Genomic DNA, 17,253 nt, shown 5'->3' on the forward strand with positions numbered 1-17,253 from the left:
ATCCGTTACCAGTGAAAGTAACGTTCAGTCTATCTTTCTATCACATACCCAAATTTTTAAAGAACGAACTAGTCAAAGACTAGAAATCAACATTCACCATCGATTCGATGGAATGCTCATTTCTAAGCTTTATACGTCAGAAGCAGTAGTGGTGGAGCCAAACGGGATCGAACCGTTGACCTCCTGCGTGCAAGGCAGGCGCTCTCCCAGCTGAGCTATGGCCCCGTATTTCTACAGGCGTTTCCCACACAAAATTGGTGGGTCTGGGCAGATTCGAACTGCCGACCTCACCCTTATCAGGGGTGCGCTCTAACCAACTGAGCTACAGACCCAATTTCGGGCTGCTTCTTATCGTCTTCTTCAATGAATCAAGCAATTCGTGTGGGAGCTTATGGAGCAGCTGAGTCGTCGATTAAGGAGGTGATCCAGCCGCAGGTTCCCCTACGGCTACCTTGTTACGACTTCACCCCAGTCATGAATCACACCGTGGTAACCGTCCTCCCGAAGGTTAGACTAGCTACTTCTGGTGCAACCCACTCCCATGGTGTGACGGGCGGTGTGTACAAGGCCCGGGAACGTATTCACCGCGACATTCTGATTCGCGATTACTAGCGATTCCGACTTCACGCAGTCGAGTTGCAGACTGCGATCCGGACTACGATCGGTTTTCTGGGATTAGCTCCACCTCGCGGCTTGGCAACCCTCTGTACCGACCATTGTAGCACGTGTGTAGCCCAGGCCGTAAGGGCCATGATGACTTGACGTCATCCCCACCTTCCTCCGGTTTGTCACCGGCAGTCTCCTTAGAGTGCCCACCATAACGTGCTGGTAACTAAGGACAAGGGTTGCGCTCGTTACGGGACTTAACCCAACATCTCACGACACGAGCTGACGACAGCCATGCAGCACCTGTCTCAATGTTCCCGAAGGCACCAATCCATCTCTGGAAAGTTCATTGGATGTCAAGGCCTGGTAAGGTTCTTCGCGTTGCTTCGAATTAAACCACATGCTCCACCGCTTGTGCGGGCCCCCGTCAATTCATTTGAGTTTTAACCTTGCGGCCGTACTCCCCAGGCGGTCAACTTAATGCGTTAGCTGCGCCACTAAGAGCTCAAGGCTCCCAACGGCTAGTTGACATCGTTTACGGCGTGGACTACCAGGGTATCTAATCCTGTTTGCTCCCCACGCTTTCGCACCTCAGTGTCAGTATCAGTCCAGGTGGTCGCCTTCGCCACTGGTGTTCCTTCCTATATCTACGCATTTCACCGCTACACAGGAAATTCCACCACCCTCTACCATACTCTAGCTTGTCAGTTTTGAATGCAGTTCCCAGGTTGAGCCCGGGGCTTTCACATCCAACTTAACAAACCACCTACGCGCGCTTTACGCCCAGTAATTCCGATTAACGCTTGCACCCTCTGTATTACCGCGGCTGCTGGCACAGAGTTAGCCGGTGCTTATTCTGTCGGTAACGTCAAGACAGCAACGTATTAAGTTACTGCCCTTCCTCCCAACTTAAAGTGCTTTACAATCCGAAGACCTTCTTCACACACGCGGCATGGCTGGATCAGGCTTTCGCCCATTGTCCAATATTCCCCACTGCTGCCTCCCGTAGGAGTCTGGACCGTGTCTCAGTTCCAGTGTGACTGATCATCCTCTCAGACCAGTTACGGATCGTCGCCTTGGTGAGCCATTACCTCACCAACTAGCTAATCCGACCTAGGCTCATCTGATAGCGCAAGGCCCGAAGGTCCCCTGCTTTCTCCCGTAGGACGTATGCGGTATTAGCGTTCCTTTCGAAACGTTGTCCCCCACTACCAGGCAGATTCCTAGGCATTACTCACCCGTCCGCCGCTGAATTCAGGAGCAAGCTCCTGTCATCCGCTCGACTTGCATGTGTTAGGCCTGCCGCCAGCGTTCAATCTGAGCCATGATCAAACTCTTCAGTTCAAACATCTTTGGGTTTTGAGAAAACCCTAAACTTGGCTCAGCAATCGTTGGTTACATCTTTGATTTCTCGCGGAGTAACTTGTGATGCTGATAATCTGTTGACTAGCAGTCTGACTCCACAAGCACCCACACGAATTGCTTGATTCAGTTGTTAAAGAGCGGTTGGTTAAGATCTTTCGTCTCAACCGAGGCGCGCATTCTACAGCAGCCTCATTTGCTGTCAAGTGATTTTTTTCAGAAGTTTTCAAGGAATCCTTAACAACTTCAACCACTTGCGCTTCAGATCTCTCGTCAGCGGGAGGCGAATTCTACAGCGTTACACGCTGCTGTCAACACCTCTTTTTCAACTTCCTTTTGGCTTCGATGAACTGAAGCACCTGCTGTCGAAAACTGCGTAACTCTTTGTTTACCAAGGAGTTTTCCGTTTCGACTGCGCCGGAAGTGGGGCGAATTATAGACACCTGAGATCTGCCGTCAACCACTAATTACGCCTTTTTGGCAGTAGAGGCCTTTTTAGCCATTAACCGCGGTATTCGACGGGCCAGGGGCGGTAGCCGCAGCACTAAAAGCAGCGCACCTATAGATGCATAGATCGCCCACTCCTTCAGATCGGCGCGAACGATCCACAGCATATGCAGCAATCCAAGCACGAGAATCAAATAAGCCAGACGATGGAGCTTCTTCCAGCGAGCCCCCAAACGTCGCTGACTGTATCGATTGGAAGTGCACGCCAACGCCAGCAAACACAAAAAACCCAACGCCCCGACAATGATGTACGGACGCTTGCGCAGCTCCACCCCAAGCTGCGACCAATCAAATCCAAGAATGAATGCCAGATAGGCGCTCAGGTGCAGAACTACATAAGCGAAACACCACAACCCCAGTTGCCGCCGGACCGCTATCCACCCCGCCCAACCCGTCAGCCTCTGCAGCGGCGTAATGCTTAATGTAATGAGCAGCAGAACAAGTGTGCCCAACCCCAATCGATCAACCAACACCTTGCCCGGATCAGGCCCGAGCACTTCTGCCCAGGCCTGGTACAACCAGAGCAGTGGCCACACCATCGCTGCAACAAACACGGCCACACGCCAAAGCGGAAATCGCATCAGTAGTTCTTCCGCAGATCGAGCCCTGTATATAGAGAAGCGACTTCATCCGCGTAGCCATTGAACATTTGCGTGTCACGCACATTCGGCTTGAACAGGCCACTCGGCAAGCGCCGTTCCCGGGCCTGAGTCCAGCGTGGGTGGTCGACAGTCGGATTCACATTGGCATAGAAGCCGTACTCGTCCGCAGCAATACTCTGCCAGGTGGTTTTTGGCTGCTCACTCACCAAACTGATCCGCACAATCGACTTGATGCTTTTAAAGCCGTACTTCCAGGGCACCACCAGGCGCAAGGGTGCACCGTTCTGATTCGGCAACTCTCGCCCATACATGCCCACCGCCAAAATCGCCAGAGGGTTCATTGCCTCGTCCAGACGCAACCCTTCTATATAAGGCCAGTCGATCAAGGCGAAACCGGAGCGCTGTCCCGGCATGCTTTGCGGGTCCTGCAGGGTTTCGAAGCGAATGAATTTCGCGCTGGAAGCCGGCTCGACCTGCTTGAGCAGCGCTGAAAGGGGAAAACCTATCCATGGAATGACCATCGACCAGGCCTCCACACATCGAAGGCGATAGATGCGCTCCTCCAGCTGATAAGGCTTCATGAAGTCTTCCAGCGCATATCGCCCCGGTTTACCCACTTCTCCGTCCACGACTAGTGTCCATGGCTCGGTCTTCAGCGCACCGGCATTGGCAGCCGGATCCCCCTTGTCGGTGCCGAACTCATAGAAGTTGTTGTAATGGGTCGCATCCTTGAACGGCGTTATCGCCTCGTCCTTGACGTTGACCGCACCCCACCGGGTTGCCGGGAGTTTTTCGCTGAACCAGGAAGGCGCCTTGCCGGGTTCAACATCCGGGTAACGCGCAGCATCGCCAGCACTGGCCCATTGCGGCAGGCTGCCCAGAGCGAAGCCGGCAACCGTGGCGCCGAGCACTTTGCGTCGAGACAGATAGAGGGATTCAGGCGTGACGTCCGACTCGTGGCAGTCGGACGCTTTGGAGACTTTGATCAGCATGGTTACTCCGCAGCTCTGGAAGACTGTTGCACCCATAGACTGCGGAGTATGAGGGAAGTCAGGCCTTCTTGTTACGACGAAGACGTAACAGGTATTGAACCGGACCAGAGGCTGCATAGGCGAGAAAAACCAGCAACAGGATGCGCGGCGGATCACTGAACACCACTGCGAACACCAGCACCACAGCGAGAATCGCCACGAAAGGCACTCGCCCCTTCAGGTCCAGCTCCTTGAAGCTGTTGTACTTGATGTTGCTGACCATCAGCATGCCGGCCGCAGCCACCATCAGCGCTACCAGGAAGGACATCTTCGAGCCCTGGATACCGTAATCGCTGAACGCCCAGACGATGCCCGCAACCACGCCCGCCGCCGCCGGGCTGGCCAGTCCGATAAAGTAGCGCTTGTCCGCCGTACCGACCTGAGTGTTGAAGCGCGCGAGACGCAGCGCCGCACCCGCGACATAGATGAAGGCGACCATCCAGCCCACCTTGCCCATGTCACCCAGCGCCCAACCGAAGGCCAGCAACGCCGGCGCGACACCGAAGGCAACCATGTCCGACAACGAGTCATACTCGGCACCGAACGCACTCTGGGTATTGGTCATGCGAGCCACGCGGCCATCAAGGCCGTCGAGAACCATCGCAACGAAAATGGCGATGGCGGCAAACGCAAAGTACTTGCTTGCGTTGGCGGAGTCGCCAGCACTCAAGGCTGCCTGGGCGCTCATCGAGTTGATGATGGAGTAGAACCCTGCGAACAGGTTCGCAGTGGTAAACAGATTCGGCAGAAGATAGATACCACGATGCCGGACTTTACGACCTTCAGCGTCATGGCCCTCCTCGACATGTTCATCGATGGGCAGCAGGCTTTCGGCGTCAGAAGCCTGGTTTGGCTCTTCGGGGCGTTCGCTCATGGACATTACCTTGCAACGGGGTGGAAAGTTTGGACAGGTGTCTGGGACGACGGTTCGACCACAAACGATGCAGCTTTATACCAGAACCGGCCTCCCAAACGAAAAAACGCGGCCTAAGCCGCGTTTTTCGTACAAGCGCGTGACTTAGTTTTTAGCTTTGTCGACGATCTTGTTGGCACCGATCCACGGCATCATGGAGCGCAGTTGCTCGCCGATGATTTCGATACCGTGAGCGGCGTTGTTACGACGCTTGGCGGTCATCGAAGGATAGCCGGTAGCGCCTTCGCTGATGAACATCTTGGCGTATTCGCCGTCCTGAATACGTTTCAGGGCGTTGCGCATGGCCTGACGGGATTCGGCGTTGATGACTTCCGGGCCGGTCACGTACTCGCCGTATTCGGCGTTGTTGGAGATCGAGTAGTTCATGTTGGCGATACCGCCTTCGTACATGAGGTCAACGATCAGCTTCAGTTCGTGCAGGCACTCGAAGTAGGCCATTTCTGGCGCGTAGCCAGCTTCAACCAGGGTTTCGAAACCGGCTTTGACCAGTTCAACGGTACCACCGCACAGAACGGCTTGTTCGCCGAACAGGTCGGTTTCGGTCTCGTCCTTGAAGGTGGTTTCGATGATGCCGGTACGACCGCCGCCAACACCGGCAGCGTAGGACAGCGCGACGTTCTTGGCGTTGCCCGAGGCGTCCTGGTAGATAGCGATCAGGTCAGGGATACCGCCGCCCTTCACGAACTCGGAACGCACGGTGTGGCCTGGAGCCTTTGGCGCGATCATGATCACGTCGAGGTCGGCGCGCGGCACAACCTGGTTGTAGTGGATCGCGAAGCCGTGGGAGAAGGCCAGGGTGGCGCCTTTCTTGATGTTCGGCTCGATTTCGTTCTTGTACAGGGCGGACTGGAATTCGTCCGGGGTCAGGATCATGACAAGGTCGGCAGCCGCGACAGCGGAAGCAACGTCAGTCACTTTCAGGCCGTGGGCTTCAGCCTTGGCAACGGTAGCCGAACCTTTACGCAGACCAACAGTCACGTCAACGCCGGAGTCTTTCAGGTTGCACGCTTGGGCGTGGCCCTGGGAACCGTAACCGATGATGGCAACTTTCTTGCCCTGGATGATGGACAGGTCGCAGTCTTTTTCGTAATAAACTTTCATGAAATTCCCCTATATATCCAGGCCGTTCAGGCCGTTCGCTAATTTGGTTTAGATGCTGAGTACTTTGTCGCCGCGGGCAATGCCGGTCACGCCGCTACGGACGGTTTCCAGAATCGATGCGGTGCCGATGGACTGAATGAAGCTGTCGAGCTTGTCGCTGGTACCGGTCAGTTGAACGGTATACACGCTGGCGCTGACATCGACGATCTGTCCACGGTAAATATCGGTGGTGCGCTTGATCTCGGCGCGCTGGGCGCCGGTGGCCTTGACCTTGACCAGCATCAGTTCGCGCTCGATGTGAGCACTCTCCGACAGGTCGACCAGTTTTACCACTTCGATCAGCTTGTTCAGGTTCTTGGTGATCTGCTCGATGACTTCATCATGACCAACGGTGGTCAGCGTCAGACGCGACAGGGTCGGGTCTTCGGTCGGGGCCACGGTCAGGCTTTCGATGTTGTAGTTGCGCTGCGAGAACAGGCCAACCACACGAGACAGAGCGCCGGGTTCGTTTTCCAGAAGCAAGGAAATAATGTGCCGCATGATTAAGTACGCTCCGTCTTGCTCAGCCACATATCGCGCATGGAGCCGTCTTTGATCTGCATCGGGTAGACGTGCTCGCTGGTGTCGACCGAAACATCAATGATCACCAGGCGATCCTTCATGGCGAACGCCTCTTCCATCTTCGACTTCAAATCTTTCGATTCAGTGATGCGCACGCCAACGTGACCATAGGCCTCTGCCAGCTTGACGAAGTCAGGCAACGATTCCATGTAGGAATGAGAGTGGCGGCTGCCGTAGCTCATGTCCTGCCACTGGCGAACCATGCCCAGTACACCGTTGTTCAGGATGACGATTTTTACCGGCAAACCATATTGCAGGCAGGTCGACAGTTCCTGAATGTTCATCTGGATGCTGCCTTCGCCGGTGACACACACGACGTCGTCATCCGGGAAGCTCAACTTGATGCCCATGGCCGCCGGGAAACCGAAGCCCATGGTGCCCAGGCCACCGGAGTTGATCCAGCGGTTCGGCTTGTTGAACCGGTAGTACTGCGCAGCGAACATCTGGTGTTGACCCACGTCGGAGGCTACAAAGGCATCGCCCTTGGTCACTTCGCACAGGGTTTCGATCACTGCCTGCGGCTTGATGACGCTGCCGTCGCCCTTGTCATAAGGGAACAGGCCACGATCACCGCGCCACTCATCGACCTGCTTCCACCAACTGGCTACGGACTCCTTGTTCGGGGTCTCGCCGATTTCCTTGAGGATCGCGACCATTTCGGTCAGGACGCTCTCGACCGGACCAACGATAGGCACGTCGGCCTTGATGGTCTTGGAAATCGAAGCCGGGTCGATGTCGATGTGAATGATCTTGGCGTTCGGGCAGAACTTCGATGCGCCGTTGATCACGCGATCGTCGAAACGTGCGCCGACAGCCAGGATCACGTCAGCATGGTGCATCGCCAGGTTGGCGGTGTAGCTGCCGTGCATGCCGAGCATGCCGATGAACTGACGGTCGGTGCCGGGGTAGCCACCGAGGCCCATCAGGGTATTGGTCACTGGCAGGTTGAGCATCTTCGCCAGTTCGGTCAGTGGTGCGGAGCCACCACCGAGGATCACGCCACCACCCGAGTACAAGACTGGGCGCTTGGCCGCCAGGAGCATTTCTGCCGCCTTGCGGATTTGACCGGAGTGACCGCGAACAGCCGGGCTGTAGGAACGCAGCTTGGCTTTTTTCGGGAAGACGTATTCGAACTTCTCGGCCGGGTTGGTCATGTCTTTCGGAATATCGACAACGACCGGGCCAGGACGACCGGATTGCGCCAGGTAGAAGGCCTTCTTCATGACTTCCGGGATTTCCGACGCGTGCTTGATCATGAAGCTGTGCTTCACGATCGGCCGGGAGATACCGATCATGTCGGTTTCCTGGAAAGCGTCGGTACCTACCATGGTGCTAGGCACCTGGCCGGAAATGACCACCATCGGAATGGAGTCCATGTAGGCCGTGGCGATACCGGTGATGGCGTTGGTTGCACCCGGGCCGGAAGTCACCAGTACCACACCGGCTTTACCGGTGGCACGGGCGTAGCCGTCAGCCATATGGGTAGCCGCTTGCTCATGACGAACCAGGATGTGGGTCACTTCCGGTTCTTTGAACAGGGCATCGTAGACATGAAGAAGAGCACCACCCGGGTACCCGTAGATATATTTGACGCCTTCGTCACGCAAAAAGCGGACGAGCATCTCACCGCCAGATAAAAGCTCCACGTTGCTCACCTCTAAAACGCCAGAATACCGCCCACGAAAAATGGGACGGGTCTTAATAGGTTTACTTCTCGGCAGAGCATGAGCGACGGTGGTCGCCGACTACGTCAGCACTGACTGAGCAAGTATTGGGATCGTCCCAAGTGTTGCGGGCCTTTCCCACCCAGCGCGAGGTAACGCGTTGCGGGTGTAACAGGTCGACGCGGATATGCGCCTCATGATCTGCTGAGAGGGTCTGCTTCTGGCAGTCCCTGTACAGCGGACTTTGGATTCTTCTGTTTCGCCCTTCGCAAGTCAAGTCGTCTATGCGCTTTATTCTACTAAGCACATGAGAACGCAAGAAAAAACCTGTAAATCCGCCGTCTGTTAGCTTCGATTGCGCAACTTTTGGTAAAAAATTGGCATGCGCATGCGCTTACCCGGCAATGGCCGACAAAATAGAGAGAGATTGTGAACAACTGCCAGCGGACGCTGGCAGCTTCTGGCTCAGCGAGACGCCGTGATCAACTGGTCGAACTGTTTGAGCAATACCTGCAACTGCCGGTCCCTGCCCTCGACATTGCGTCCGGCAAAGACCATTTCAGCCATTTCCTGAATGCCCGATGCATTGGGCAGCGGCAGATCCTGCTCGAGGATCATCTTCATGCGCGGCAGGAAGATCCATTGCAGCCATTGCTCGAAATCCAGTGTGTCGACCGAAAACGGCTCGACACTGGAAAGCGCTTCATCGGACGGGGGGGCTTCATCCCACCATCCTTGCACTCGCAATTCACGCTCGATCAACAACAGTTGATCGGCGATTTCAAGAAAACGCGCATCCATCACAGCGTTACCTTGGCCTTCTGACGCGCCAGCGACGCGCCCTGGGCGTCACCCTGCTTCTCGCGCGCCTGGGCAATCAGTTCCCACAAATTGGCCTGCAGGGCCGGACGGCCATTGGCCAGGGTCAGGCCACGGCGAGCGAACTGCTCGGCCTGGGCCGCATCGCCTTGGGCCATCCGCACCTGTGCCAGACGGTAAAGCACCTGCGGCTCACGCGGAGCAACGCGCTGGGCGCGCTCGAGGCTGGAGGACGCACCATTGAGATCACCGCTGGCCTGCTGCTGTTGAGCGGTGGTCAGCAAGGCCAGTACCGGGCCGTCCAGTTGCTCGTCGGCGGAAAGCCCGCCCGAGCCGGCCGACGGAATCCCGCTTGGCGACGACGGCATGCTGTAGCTGCCCTGATTGATCGGTGCCGACTGGACCGGCGACGTGTCAATCGGCCCCGGCGTGATCGGACCCGGAGTGATCGGCGTGGTGCTGATCGGCGTCGAAGTCGTTGCCGCGCCTGGCACCATCACCACGACGCCGGTGTCGCCCTGCGGAATGGCCTGGGTCTGCGACTGACCTTGCGCTGGGCGCTTGACGGTCGTCTGGCGGAAGCCGCCATTGGCCGAGACCCGCTCGCTGTTGGACACGGCAGTGCCGGAATCCACGACCGGAATCGAACCACGTTGTACGGTGGAACAACCGCTGAGCAAAGCCACGGCGGTAACCGCTGGAATCAACCACTTGTTCACTTGAAACCCTCTTTGCTTAATTCATCCAGCCCTTGACCCAGTCCATCACCGACTCGGCAGGGTTTTCACCACCGCATGCGGCGCCGGGAGGCGGTTCGCTGCCGCGAATATACGGCATCTGCACGGCACCAGGGCAACCGGCGTCAGAACCTTGCCCGGTTCGTGAATCAACCCAGGCCTGAACGATATTATCCGGCTGCGGCATATCCAGCGGCAACGGGTCGGCCTTGCGCATGAAGCTGGTCCAGACCTGCAGGGCCCCGGTGGCACCGGTGAACGGGGTCTTGCCGTTGTCGTCGCGACCCAGCCAGACCACCGCCAGCAAGTCCTGGCTGAAACCGGCGAACCAACTGTCCCGCGAGTCGTTACTGGTGCCGGTTTTACCCGCCAGTGTCAGGGTTCTTGGCAACACGTTGTAAACCGAGCTGCCGGTACCTTCACGCATCACCCGCTGCATGGCGCTCTGGATCAGGTAAATCGAGGCCGGATCGAAACGCTGCTGAATCTGGAACGGATAACGCTTGAGCGGCTCACCCTCGGCCGTCAGCACGCTGCGAATCCCGCGCATCGGCGTATTGAAGCCGCCGTTGGCGAGGGTCTGGTACATGGTCGCCACTTCGATGGGCGTCATGCCGCCAGCGCCGAGCAACATCGACGGGAAGGCCGGGAATTCACGAGACACCCCCAGGCGCTCCACCGTCTTCAGGACGTTCGGCACACCGACCGCCAACCCGAGCCGCGCGGTCGACAGGTTGTAGGAATGCGCCAGGCCCTGATAGAGGAAGACGGTGCCGTGGGAGCGACGATCGTAGTTCTGTGGTTTCCAGACCTGACCGTCCGCGCCTTTGACCGAGAAGGACTCGTCCGACAGCCAACTGGTCAATGTGTACTGGCTCGGTTTCTCCAGCGCCGTCAGGTAGACCGCCGGCTTGATCAACGAGCCGATCGGACGCACAGCATCCAGTGCCCGGTTGAACCCGGCAAAACTGGCCTGGCGACTGCCGATCATGGCCTGCACCTCACCGGTCTCCGGGTTGGTCACGACCATTGCCGCTTCGACGTCATCGGAACCCTTGCGCCCCGAAAGGCGCTTGAAGGTGTCGTTGACCGAGGCTTCAGCCTTCATCTGCAGGATCGGGTCGAAACTGGTGAAAATGCGCAGACCTTCTTCGGTCAAGTCTTCGTCGCGATAGTCTTCGCGCAACTGACGCTTGACCAGATCAAGGAAACCAGGGAACGAGCTGTCCGCCAGGCTGCCACGCTTGGTCACGCCCAGCGGCATTTTCTTCGCCGCCTCAACCTGCTCGGCAGTGGCGACGCCCTGCTCTTGCAGCACATCGAGTACCAGGTTGCGCCGCTCGAGAGCACGCTCCGGATAACGACGCGGGTTGTAGGAAGAAGGTCCTTTGACCATGCCCACCAGCAATGCGACCTGATGCAACTTGAGTTCGGCCAGCGGCTGGCTGAAGAAGAACTGGCTGGCCAGCCCGAAACCGTGCACCGCGCGCTGACCGTCCTGCCCGATGAACACTTCGTTGAGGTAAGCCTCGAGGATTTCGCGCTTGTCGTAATGCAGCTCGAGCAGCAACGCCATCATCGCTTCGGTGAGTTTGCGGCTCAGGCTGCGCTCGTTGGTCAGGTAGAAGTTCTTGACCAACTGCTGAGTCAGGGTACTGCCGCCCTGACGCATGCGGCCGGACGAACCGTTGACCCAGATTGCGCGGGCGATCGACTTCGGCGAAACACCGAAGTGATGATAAAAATCGCGGTCCTCGACTGCCACCAGGGTCTCAAGCAGGTACGGCGGCACCTGATCGATCTTGATCAGGATCCGGTCTTCGAGGTTTTTCGGGTACAGGCCGCCGATCAGCAACGGTTCCAGGCGCACCACCGAAAGCTTCGAGCCTTTGGCTCCCGCCAGTTCCGCCACGTAATCGCCAGAGAAACGCACACGCACCGGCTGCGCCTGCTCCATGCCTTCATAGAACTGGAAGCCACGGGTGTTCAGATCAACGGTATTGCCGTTGACCGACGCCGCGCCCGGACCGTTGGCCACGCTTTCACGGCGATAGCCCAGGGCATCGAGTTCGGTCAGGAAATCATCCCTGCTCAGCTTCTGTCCGACGAACAGCTCGAGCGGACGCGCGTAAACCTTGGCCGGAATGGTCCAGCGCTTGCCGGAGAACTTCTCCTGGACGATCGCATCAAGGTAAACGGCGAATCCGGCCAGCACTACCAGGCCGACCAGACTGAGTTTAATGGCCCAGCCCAACCAGGGGCGCAGGCCTCTGGAGGGTGGTTTCTTGGGGGTACGAGGAGTTCGGGTACGAGTCATGGCGGCGGATTATACGCACTTTATTCATACTCAACAGGAGCGCTCCGAGGTTTGCGTCGAGCGGAGTTGCGGCCATAATGGCACCCTTGATTTTCCAGACTCTGAAGGATCGCCTGTGAGCCAGTCCCTGATCGCTGCCCTGCAAAACCCTGCCATCTACCCGCATCCTGTAGACGGATTCCAGGTCATCGAAACCCATATTTCCTGGGTCGTTCTCACGGGTCCCTTCGCTTATAAAGTGAAGAAGCCGGTCAATTTCGGTTTTCTCGACTTCACCAGCCTTGAAGCCCGCGAACACTTTTGCACTGAAGAACTGCGCCTGAACCAGCGCCTGACCGACGATCTGTATCTGGAAGTGCTGCCCGTTACCGGCAGTGCCGAGGCGCCGCAACTGGGCGGTGAAGGCCCGGCGATCGAATATGTACTGAAGATGCGCCAGTTCCCGCAAACCGGCTTGCTCAGCACCCTGCAAGCCAATGGCGAACTGACCACCGCGCACATCGACGAGATGGCCGAGCAAATCGCCCGCTTCCACCTCAGCGCACCGAAAGTGCCGGCCGGGCACGAAGCCGGCACCCCGGACAGCGTCATGGCGCCGGTGCGGCAGAACTTCGAACAGATCCGCCCGTTCCTCAGCGACAAAGCCGACCTGCTGCAGCTCGACGCCCTGCAAGCCTGGGCCGAAAGCAGCTTCGAACGCCTCAAGCCACTGCTCGCCCAGCGCAAGGCCGAAGGTTTCACTCGCGAATGCCACGGTGATATCCACTTGGGCAACGCTACCGTAATCGATGGCAAGGTCGTGATCTTCGACTGCATCGAATTCAACGAGCCGTTTCGCTTCACCGACGTATATGCCGACACCGGCTTCCTGGCGATGGACCTGGAAGATCGCGGCCTGAAGTGCCTGGCGCGTCGTTTCATCAGCCAGTACCTGGAACTGACCGGTGACTATCAAGGCCTCGAACTGCTGAACTTCTATAAAGCCTACCGCGCACTGGTTCGCGCCAAGGTCGCCCTGTTCAGCATGCCGGCCGATGCTACCCCCGTGCAGCGTGCCACGACCCTGCGCCAGTACCGCAACTACGCCAACCTGGCGGAAAGCTACAGCACCATTCCTTCGCGTTTCATGGCCATTACCCACGGCGTTTCCGCTGTCGGCAAGAGCCATGTCGCCATGCGTCTGGTAGAAGCCCTGGGCGCGATTCGCCTGCGCTCCGATGTCGAACGCAAGCGCCTGTTCGGTGAACAAACCATCGAGAACGATGTACAGGCCGGCATCTATAGCGCTGACGCCAGCGCAGCGACCTATAACCGCCTGCACGAAATCGCCGACATCATTTTGCGTGCCGGCTTCCCGGTGGTGGTGGACGCCACTTATCTCAAGCGTGATCAGCGTGACAGTGCCGCGAAGGTGGCCGAGGCCACAGGTGCGCCGTTCCTGATCCTCGACTGCAATGCGCCGCAGGCCGTCATCGAAAGTTGGCTGACTACCCGCCAGGCAGACAAAAAAGACCCGTCCGACGCCACCTTGGCCGTCATCGCCGCCCAGCAGGCCAGCCGCGAAGCGCTGACCCCCGCAGAAATCCTCTGCAGCAAGCGCGTCCAGACCAATGAAAGCGGGACTCTCGATACCGTTGTGGAACAGATTCGCCAGCGCCTGCCAGGCCTGTAAGAAACTATTTCAGTCGTGGGGCCCGCACAGGCTTCACGACTGCAAAATAGTGGCACTATACTGGCGTCATAAAACCATCAGGTGATGCGACATGAGCCAGCCTAAACTTCTCGACACTCCGCTTTATGCCCTGTTGCACAAAGACGACATCAGCGGCTTCAACAGTGAACGCCCCAAGGATGCCCCTATCGACATGGTCGGTGGAGACTTCCGCGGGCTGGACCTGCGCGAACTAAATGCCGACGGCGTGGATTTCAGCGACGCCTACTTCCGTTCCGCCGACTTGCGCGGCATCGACTTTCGCAAGGCGAACCTGGAAGGCGCGAGCCTGGCCCACGCGCAAATCTCCGGTACGTACTTTCCGGTGGAACTCAGTGCCGACGAAATACTGATGTCGATGAACTTCGGTACGCGATTGCGCTATCGCACCCGCTGATCATCGTCGCTGACTGGCACGTCCAGCGCCCTCCCTGCGCTGGACTGCAGCGATGTTCGCGCGCAATTGCCGATTGTTCCCCGCCTCTTCCTACCGCGCTCCCGACTTTTCCTACATTGCCCCCTACTCGTCTCTTAGAAGCATTTGCGTCGAAAACGAGCAAACAATCACGCTTTTCCTACTGATGGCTACACTCCTCAGAAGATTGCCCACGCTCTCCATTCGGCCATCGCAAGGAGGCTTGATGAATGATGAACTGCAACACCTGAAGAATCTTGGCAAGACGTCAGCGCAATGGCTGCATGCCGTGGGCATCCATAGCGCGTCGGACTTGCGTCGCCTCGGGGCGGTGGATGCTTATCGGGCCGTGCGTACGCGCGGTTTTCGGGCGTCCAAGGTGTTGTTGTACGCAATTGAAGGCGCCCTGATGGACGTTCACTGGAATGACATTCCTGCCGAGCGCAAGGAAGCCTTGAACAAACAACTGGAAGCTATCTCTACACGCCACAAGAACTGATCCGATAAATCCCCCTGACGCTTTGCCACCTGAAACCCAATGATTACGGGGTCTACAGAGGTAAGTTCGACGAATCGCAAAGAAATCAAAAAACAGCGGTTGACTTGGTAATGAGAATCGATATGATTATCACAACTGGTCGCGAGACTGGTCGATATTCTGAATAGCCCTTGGTTCGGACTCTCAGATTATCTCCTCATCAGGCTAATCACGGTTATTTGACCCGGCTCTTGCCGGGTCTTTTTTTGCCTGTGGAAGAGCCGAATCATTGATCGGCTGCACCTGGATAGAACCCGTCCGACAAAAGCTTGAGGCTTTGCGGCAATCGTGGTCCCAACCCGCCAACCAACAGCGTCGGATCGAGTTCGATCACCCGCCCGTCCCTCGCCGCACGGGTCGAGGCCAGTATCGGGTTCTCCTTGAACAACGCAGCGCGTGCGGCATCGCCTGCCAACGCCCGATCGGCAAATACCAGGACATCAGGGTCCAGACTGACCAGCGACTCGACAGAGAAAGGCTTGTAACCGCTATGGGTCGCCAGATTGTGTCCCCCGGCCTGTTGCAGCATCCAGTCGGCCGCAGTGTCCTTGCCGGCGATGAGTGGTTTACCACCGGCATGCCCGAGCAACACCAGCACGCCTGGCGACTTTTGCGTGAGCTGAGCCTGGGTGACACGGACCTTTTGCTGTTCGAGTTGTTGTTGATACGACGCCATCATTTGCGCGGCCTGATCTTGCGCGCCCAGCAACTCGCCCAAATGCTGCAGGTTACCCTGCAATGCCGCCAGATCAGGCCGGGCCGAAAACAGTTCTACCTGTACGCCTGCGTTTCGGATCTGGGAAAGTACCGGTGGCGGTCCCATCTCTTCGGTGCCGATCAGGATCTGTGGGCGCAGGCTCAAAATCCCCTCCGCCGACAGTTGACGCTGATAACCGATACTCGGGAGGGATTTCAGGGATGCGGGGTGCTGGCTGGTGGTGTCGACGCCCACCAGCTTCGATTCGCCCCCCAGCGCACTCACCCACTCGGACAATGCACCGCCGGCACTGACCCAACGTTGCGGCAACTCGGCAGCAGCAGCGTGATAGCTGCCGAGAAGTCCGATGCAGATCATGGCGACGCGGGTGGTCAGGCGCATAAACAGCTTCCTTTTAGAGGTTTGCCGGGCATCGAAGGAGCAGGCCACGTATCCTTGGCGATGTGGCGTCCATACCCGGTGGGCAAGACAGCCATTTGATAATTGTTAGCATTTGACCGTCAAGCTCGGACATTTCCGGTCACTGGCTGCGGAACCGAGGACAGACATGAAGTTGCTTTGCACAGGTGCCGAACTGGTCGACGACAGCAGCCGCGGGTTCGACATCGATGGCCAGAAACTTTTTGCGGTGCGCCGCAGCGGGCAGGTGTATGTCTATATCAATCGTTGCCCGCACCGGGGCGTTGGGCTGGAGTGGCACCCCGACCAGTTCCTCGACCCCAGCAACAGCCTGATCCAGTGCGCCACCCATGGCGCACTGTTCCTGATCGAAGACGGCGAATGCGTCGCCGGCCCCTGTGCGGGGCAAGCCTTGACCGCGGTGGCTTGTCGCGAGGATGAACAAGGGATCTGGATCAGCCTTTAGCCACCCGGCAACACGTCCAGACGCCGCTCGACCAGCATTTCTTCGTGATTCAAGCGCACACCGTAAGCCAACACCTCGACCCCGCAGGCGATGGCCTCACGCAAGGCCTGCGCATAAGCCGGATCGATTTCCTGCGCCGGGCGCACCGCCTCGATGTCGGTCAGGCAAACGCAGTACAACTGCACCGCGCGAATACCGTCCCTGGCCAAGTGGGCAAGCTCGCGCAGATGCTTGGCGCCGCGCTGGGTGACCGCATCGGGAAACGCCGCCACCGCCGTACCGTCGAAGCCCAGGGTCACGCTTTTGACCTCGACGTAAGCCGGTCCGTCGGGGTAATCAAGGCGGAAATCGATGCGACTGTTTTCCTGACCATAAGCCACTTCACGCTTGAGCCCGGTAAATCCGTTCAGCTCAGTGATGACGCCCGCCCGCAGCGCCTCTTCGATCAAACCGTTGGCACGGGCGGTGTTGACGCAAAACAGCCGCCCTTGCGGGGTTTCACCGATCTCCCAGGTGCCCGGCAACTTGCGTTTCGGGTCATTTGAGCGGCTGAACCAGACCTGCCCGCCTTCAACCTGACAATTGAGCATCGAGCCGGTGTTCGGGCAGTGAATGGTCAGCAACTCGCCGCCCACGGTTTCGATATCGGCGAGAAAACGCTTGTAACGACGAATCAGACGACCTTCTTCGAGGGGGGATGAAATC

Annotated in this window: 15 protein-coding genes, 2 tRNA genes and 1 rRNA gene; 4 read left to right on the top strand and 14 right to left on the bottom strand. The window is 57.8% G+C overall.

The genetic code is table 11. From position 1 onward, the window contains the following. Window positions 1-149: 149 nt before the first annotated feature. From AB4O16_RS11965 to mrcB, 12 genes are all read right to left on the bottom strand, one after another. Window positions 150-225: transfer RNA gene (locus AB4O16_RS11965), tRNA-Ala, on the bottom strand. A gap of 30 nt (window positions 226-255) precedes the next feature. Further along, window positions 256-332, bottom strand: a tRNA-Ile gene (locus tag AB4O16_RS11970). An 81-nt stretch (window positions 333-413) separates the two neighbouring features. Next, window positions 414-1,950 (bottom strand): 16S ribosomal RNA (locus tag AB4O16_RS11975). A gap of 485 nt (window positions 1,951-2,435) precedes the next feature. After that, complete coding sequence (msrQ, locus tag AB4O16_RS11980; protein ID WP_460157790.1) at window positions 2,436-3,056, bottom strand: protein-methionine-sulfoxide reductase heme-binding subunit MsrQ; 621 nt, start codon at window positions 3,054-3,056, stop codon at window positions 2,436-2,438. Further along, window positions 3,056-4,069, bottom strand: coding sequence for a protein-methionine-sulfoxide reductase catalytic subunit MsrP (msrP, locus tag AB4O16_RS11985; protein WP_160385617.1), 1,014 nt, complete (start codon window positions 4,067-4,069; stop codon window positions 3,056-3,058). Before msrP ends, msrQ begins: the two co-directional genes overlap by 1 nt. A gap of 58 nt (window positions 4,070-4,127) precedes the next feature. Further along, complete coding sequence (pssA, locus tag AB4O16_RS11990; RefSeq protein ID WP_150716670.1) at window positions 4,128-4,982, bottom strand: CDP-diacylglycerol--serine O-phosphatidyltransferase; 855 nt, start codon at window positions 4,980-4,982, stop codon at window positions 4,128-4,130. Between the two features lie 144 nt (window positions 4,983-5,126). Further along, window positions 5,127-6,143: a ketol-acid reductoisomerase gene (gene ilvC / locus AB4O16_RS11995; protein WP_007948647.1), complete on the bottom strand. Its 1,017-nt coding sequence runs from the start codon at window positions 6,141-6,143 to the stop codon at window positions 5,127-5,129. 48 nt (window positions 6,144-6,191) lie between these two features. Continuing rightward, window positions 6,192-6,683, bottom strand: coding sequence for an acetolactate synthase small subunit (ilvN, locus tag AB4O16_RS12000; RefSeq protein WP_003176102.1), 492 nt, complete (start codon window positions 6,681-6,683; stop codon window positions 6,192-6,194). A gap of 2 nt (window positions 6,684-6,685) precedes the next feature. Continuing rightward, the gene (locus tag AB4O16_RS12005; RefSeq protein ID WP_150716671.1) at window positions 6,686-8,410 is read right to left on the bottom strand and encodes an acetolactate synthase 3 large subunit; all 1,725 of its coding nucleotides are present in this window, start codon (window positions 8,408-8,410) and stop codon (window positions 6,686-6,688) included. 483 nt (window positions 8,411-8,893) lie between these two features. Beyond that, entirely contained in the window at window positions 8,894-9,229 is a 336-nt protein-coding gene (locus AB4O16_RS12010; RefSeq protein WP_460157791.1) for a YqcC family protein, read from the bottom strand. Beyond that, complete coding sequence (locus AB4O16_RS12015; RefSeq protein WP_160385619.1) at window positions 9,229-9,966, bottom strand: tetratricopeptide repeat protein; 738 nt, start codon at window positions 9,964-9,966, stop codon at window positions 9,229-9,231. The genes AB4O16_RS12010 and AB4O16_RS12015 overlap by 1 nt, the downstream gene beginning before the upstream one ends. A 16-nt stretch (window positions 9,967-9,982) precedes the next feature. After that, window positions 9,983-12,301, bottom strand: coding sequence for a penicillin-binding protein 1B (gene mrcB, locus AB4O16_RS12020; protein ID WP_460157792.1), 2,319 nt, complete (start codon window positions 12,299-12,301; stop codon window positions 9,983-9,985). 115 nt (window positions 12,302-12,416) lie between these two features. Here mrcB and AB4O16_RS12025 point away from each other — a divergent pair, with 115 nt between their 5' ends. From AB4O16_RS12025 to AB4O16_RS12035, 3 genes are all read left to right on the top strand, one after another. Further along, complete coding sequence (locus AB4O16_RS12025) at window positions 12,417-13,973, top strand: bifunctional aminoglycoside phosphotransferase/ATP-binding protein (protein ID WP_460157793.1); 1,557 nt, start codon at window positions 12,417-12,419, stop codon at window positions 13,971-13,973. 91 nt (window positions 13,974-14,064) lie between these two features. Continuing rightward, complete coding sequence (locus tag AB4O16_RS12030; RefSeq protein ID WP_160385622.1) at window positions 14,065-14,409, top strand: pentapeptide repeat-containing protein; 345 nt, start codon at window positions 14,065-14,067, stop codon at window positions 14,407-14,409. A gap of 244 nt (window positions 14,410-14,653) precedes the next feature. Further along, window positions 14,654-14,926 carry a TfoX/Sxy family protein gene (locus AB4O16_RS12035; RefSeq protein WP_008053897.1) on the top strand — a complete coding sequence of 91 codons (273 nt, stop codon included), beginning with the start codon at window positions 14,654-14,656 and terminating at the stop codon, window positions 14,924-14,926. Window positions 14,927-15,191: 265 nt separating this feature from the next. Here the strand turns inward: AB4O16_RS12035 and AB4O16_RS12040 are convergent, their stop codons facing one another. After that, on the bottom strand, window positions 15,192-16,064 hold the full coding sequence (locus tag AB4O16_RS12040) for a heme/hemin ABC transporter substrate-binding protein (protein WP_460157794.1): 873 nt from the start codon (window positions 16,062-16,064) through the stop codon (window positions 15,192-15,194). A gap of 166 nt (window positions 16,065-16,230) precedes the next feature. On the opposite strand from AB4O16_RS12040, the gene AB4O16_RS12045 reads away from it, so the two are divergent. After that, complete coding sequence (locus tag AB4O16_RS12045; RefSeq protein WP_160385624.1) at window positions 16,231-16,548, top strand: Rieske (2Fe-2S) protein; 318 nt, start codon at window positions 16,231-16,233, stop codon at window positions 16,546-16,548. On the opposite strand, the gene sfsA is transcribed toward AB4O16_RS12045, so the two are convergent. Beyond that, window positions 16,545-17,252, bottom strand: a complete 708-nt coding sequence (gene sfsA, locus AB4O16_RS12050) for a DNA/RNA nuclease SfsA (protein ID WP_460158056.1) — start codon at window positions 17,250-17,252, stop codon at window positions 16,545-16,547. The two genes, AB4O16_RS12045 and sfsA, sit on opposite strands and share 4 nt — an antisense overlap. Window position 17,253 lies beyond the last annotated feature (1 nt).

This window comes from Pseudomonas sp. S2_H10, assembly GCF_054668285.1.

What these genes read in the sequence shown, in the direction of transcription:
- msrQ (WP_460157790.1), bottom strand. Translation starts at nt 3,056, where the DNA reads ATGCGATTTCCGCTTTGGCGTGTGGCCGTGTTTGTTGCAGCGATGGTG.
- msrP (WP_160385617.1), bottom strand. Translation starts at nt 4,069, where the DNA reads ATGCTGATCAAAGTCTCCAAAGCGTCCGACTGCCACGAGTCGGACGTC.
- pssA (WP_150716670.1), bottom strand. Translation starts at nt 4,982, where the DNA reads ATGAGCGAACGCCCCGAAGAGCCAAACCAGGCTTCTGACGCCGAAAGC.
- ilvC (WP_007948647.1), bottom strand. Translation starts at nt 6,143, where the DNA reads ATGAAAGTTTATTACGAAAAAGACTGCGACCTGTCCATCATCCAGGGC.
- ilvN (WP_003176102.1), bottom strand. Translation starts at nt 6,683, where the DNA reads ATGCGGCACATTATTTCCTTGCTTCTGGAAAACGAACCCGGCGCTCTG.
- AB4O16_RS12010 (WP_460157791.1), bottom strand. Translation starts at nt 9,229, where the DNA reads ATGGATGCGCGTTTTCTTGAAATCGCCGATCAACTGTTGTTGATCGAG.
- mrcB (WP_460157792.1), bottom strand. Translation starts at nt 12,301, where the DNA reads ATGACTCGTACCCGAACTCCTCGTACCCCCAAGAAACCACCCTCCAGA.
- AB4O16_RS12030 (WP_160385622.1), top strand. Translation starts at nt 14,065, where the DNA reads ATGAGCCAGCCTAAACTTCTCGACACTCCGCTTTATGCCCTGTTGCAC.
- AB4O16_RS12035 (WP_008053897.1), top strand. Translation starts at nt 14,654, where the DNA reads ATGAATGATGAACTGCAACACCTGAAGAATCTTGGCAAGACGTCAGCG.
- AB4O16_RS12040 (WP_460157794.1), bottom strand. Translation starts at nt 16,064, where the DNA reads ATGCGCCTGACCACCCGCGTCGCCATGATCTGCATCGGACTTCTCGGC.
- AB4O16_RS12045 (WP_160385624.1), top strand. Translation starts at nt 16,231, where the DNA reads ATGAAGTTGCTTTGCACAGGTGCCGAACTGGTCGACGACAGCAGCCGC.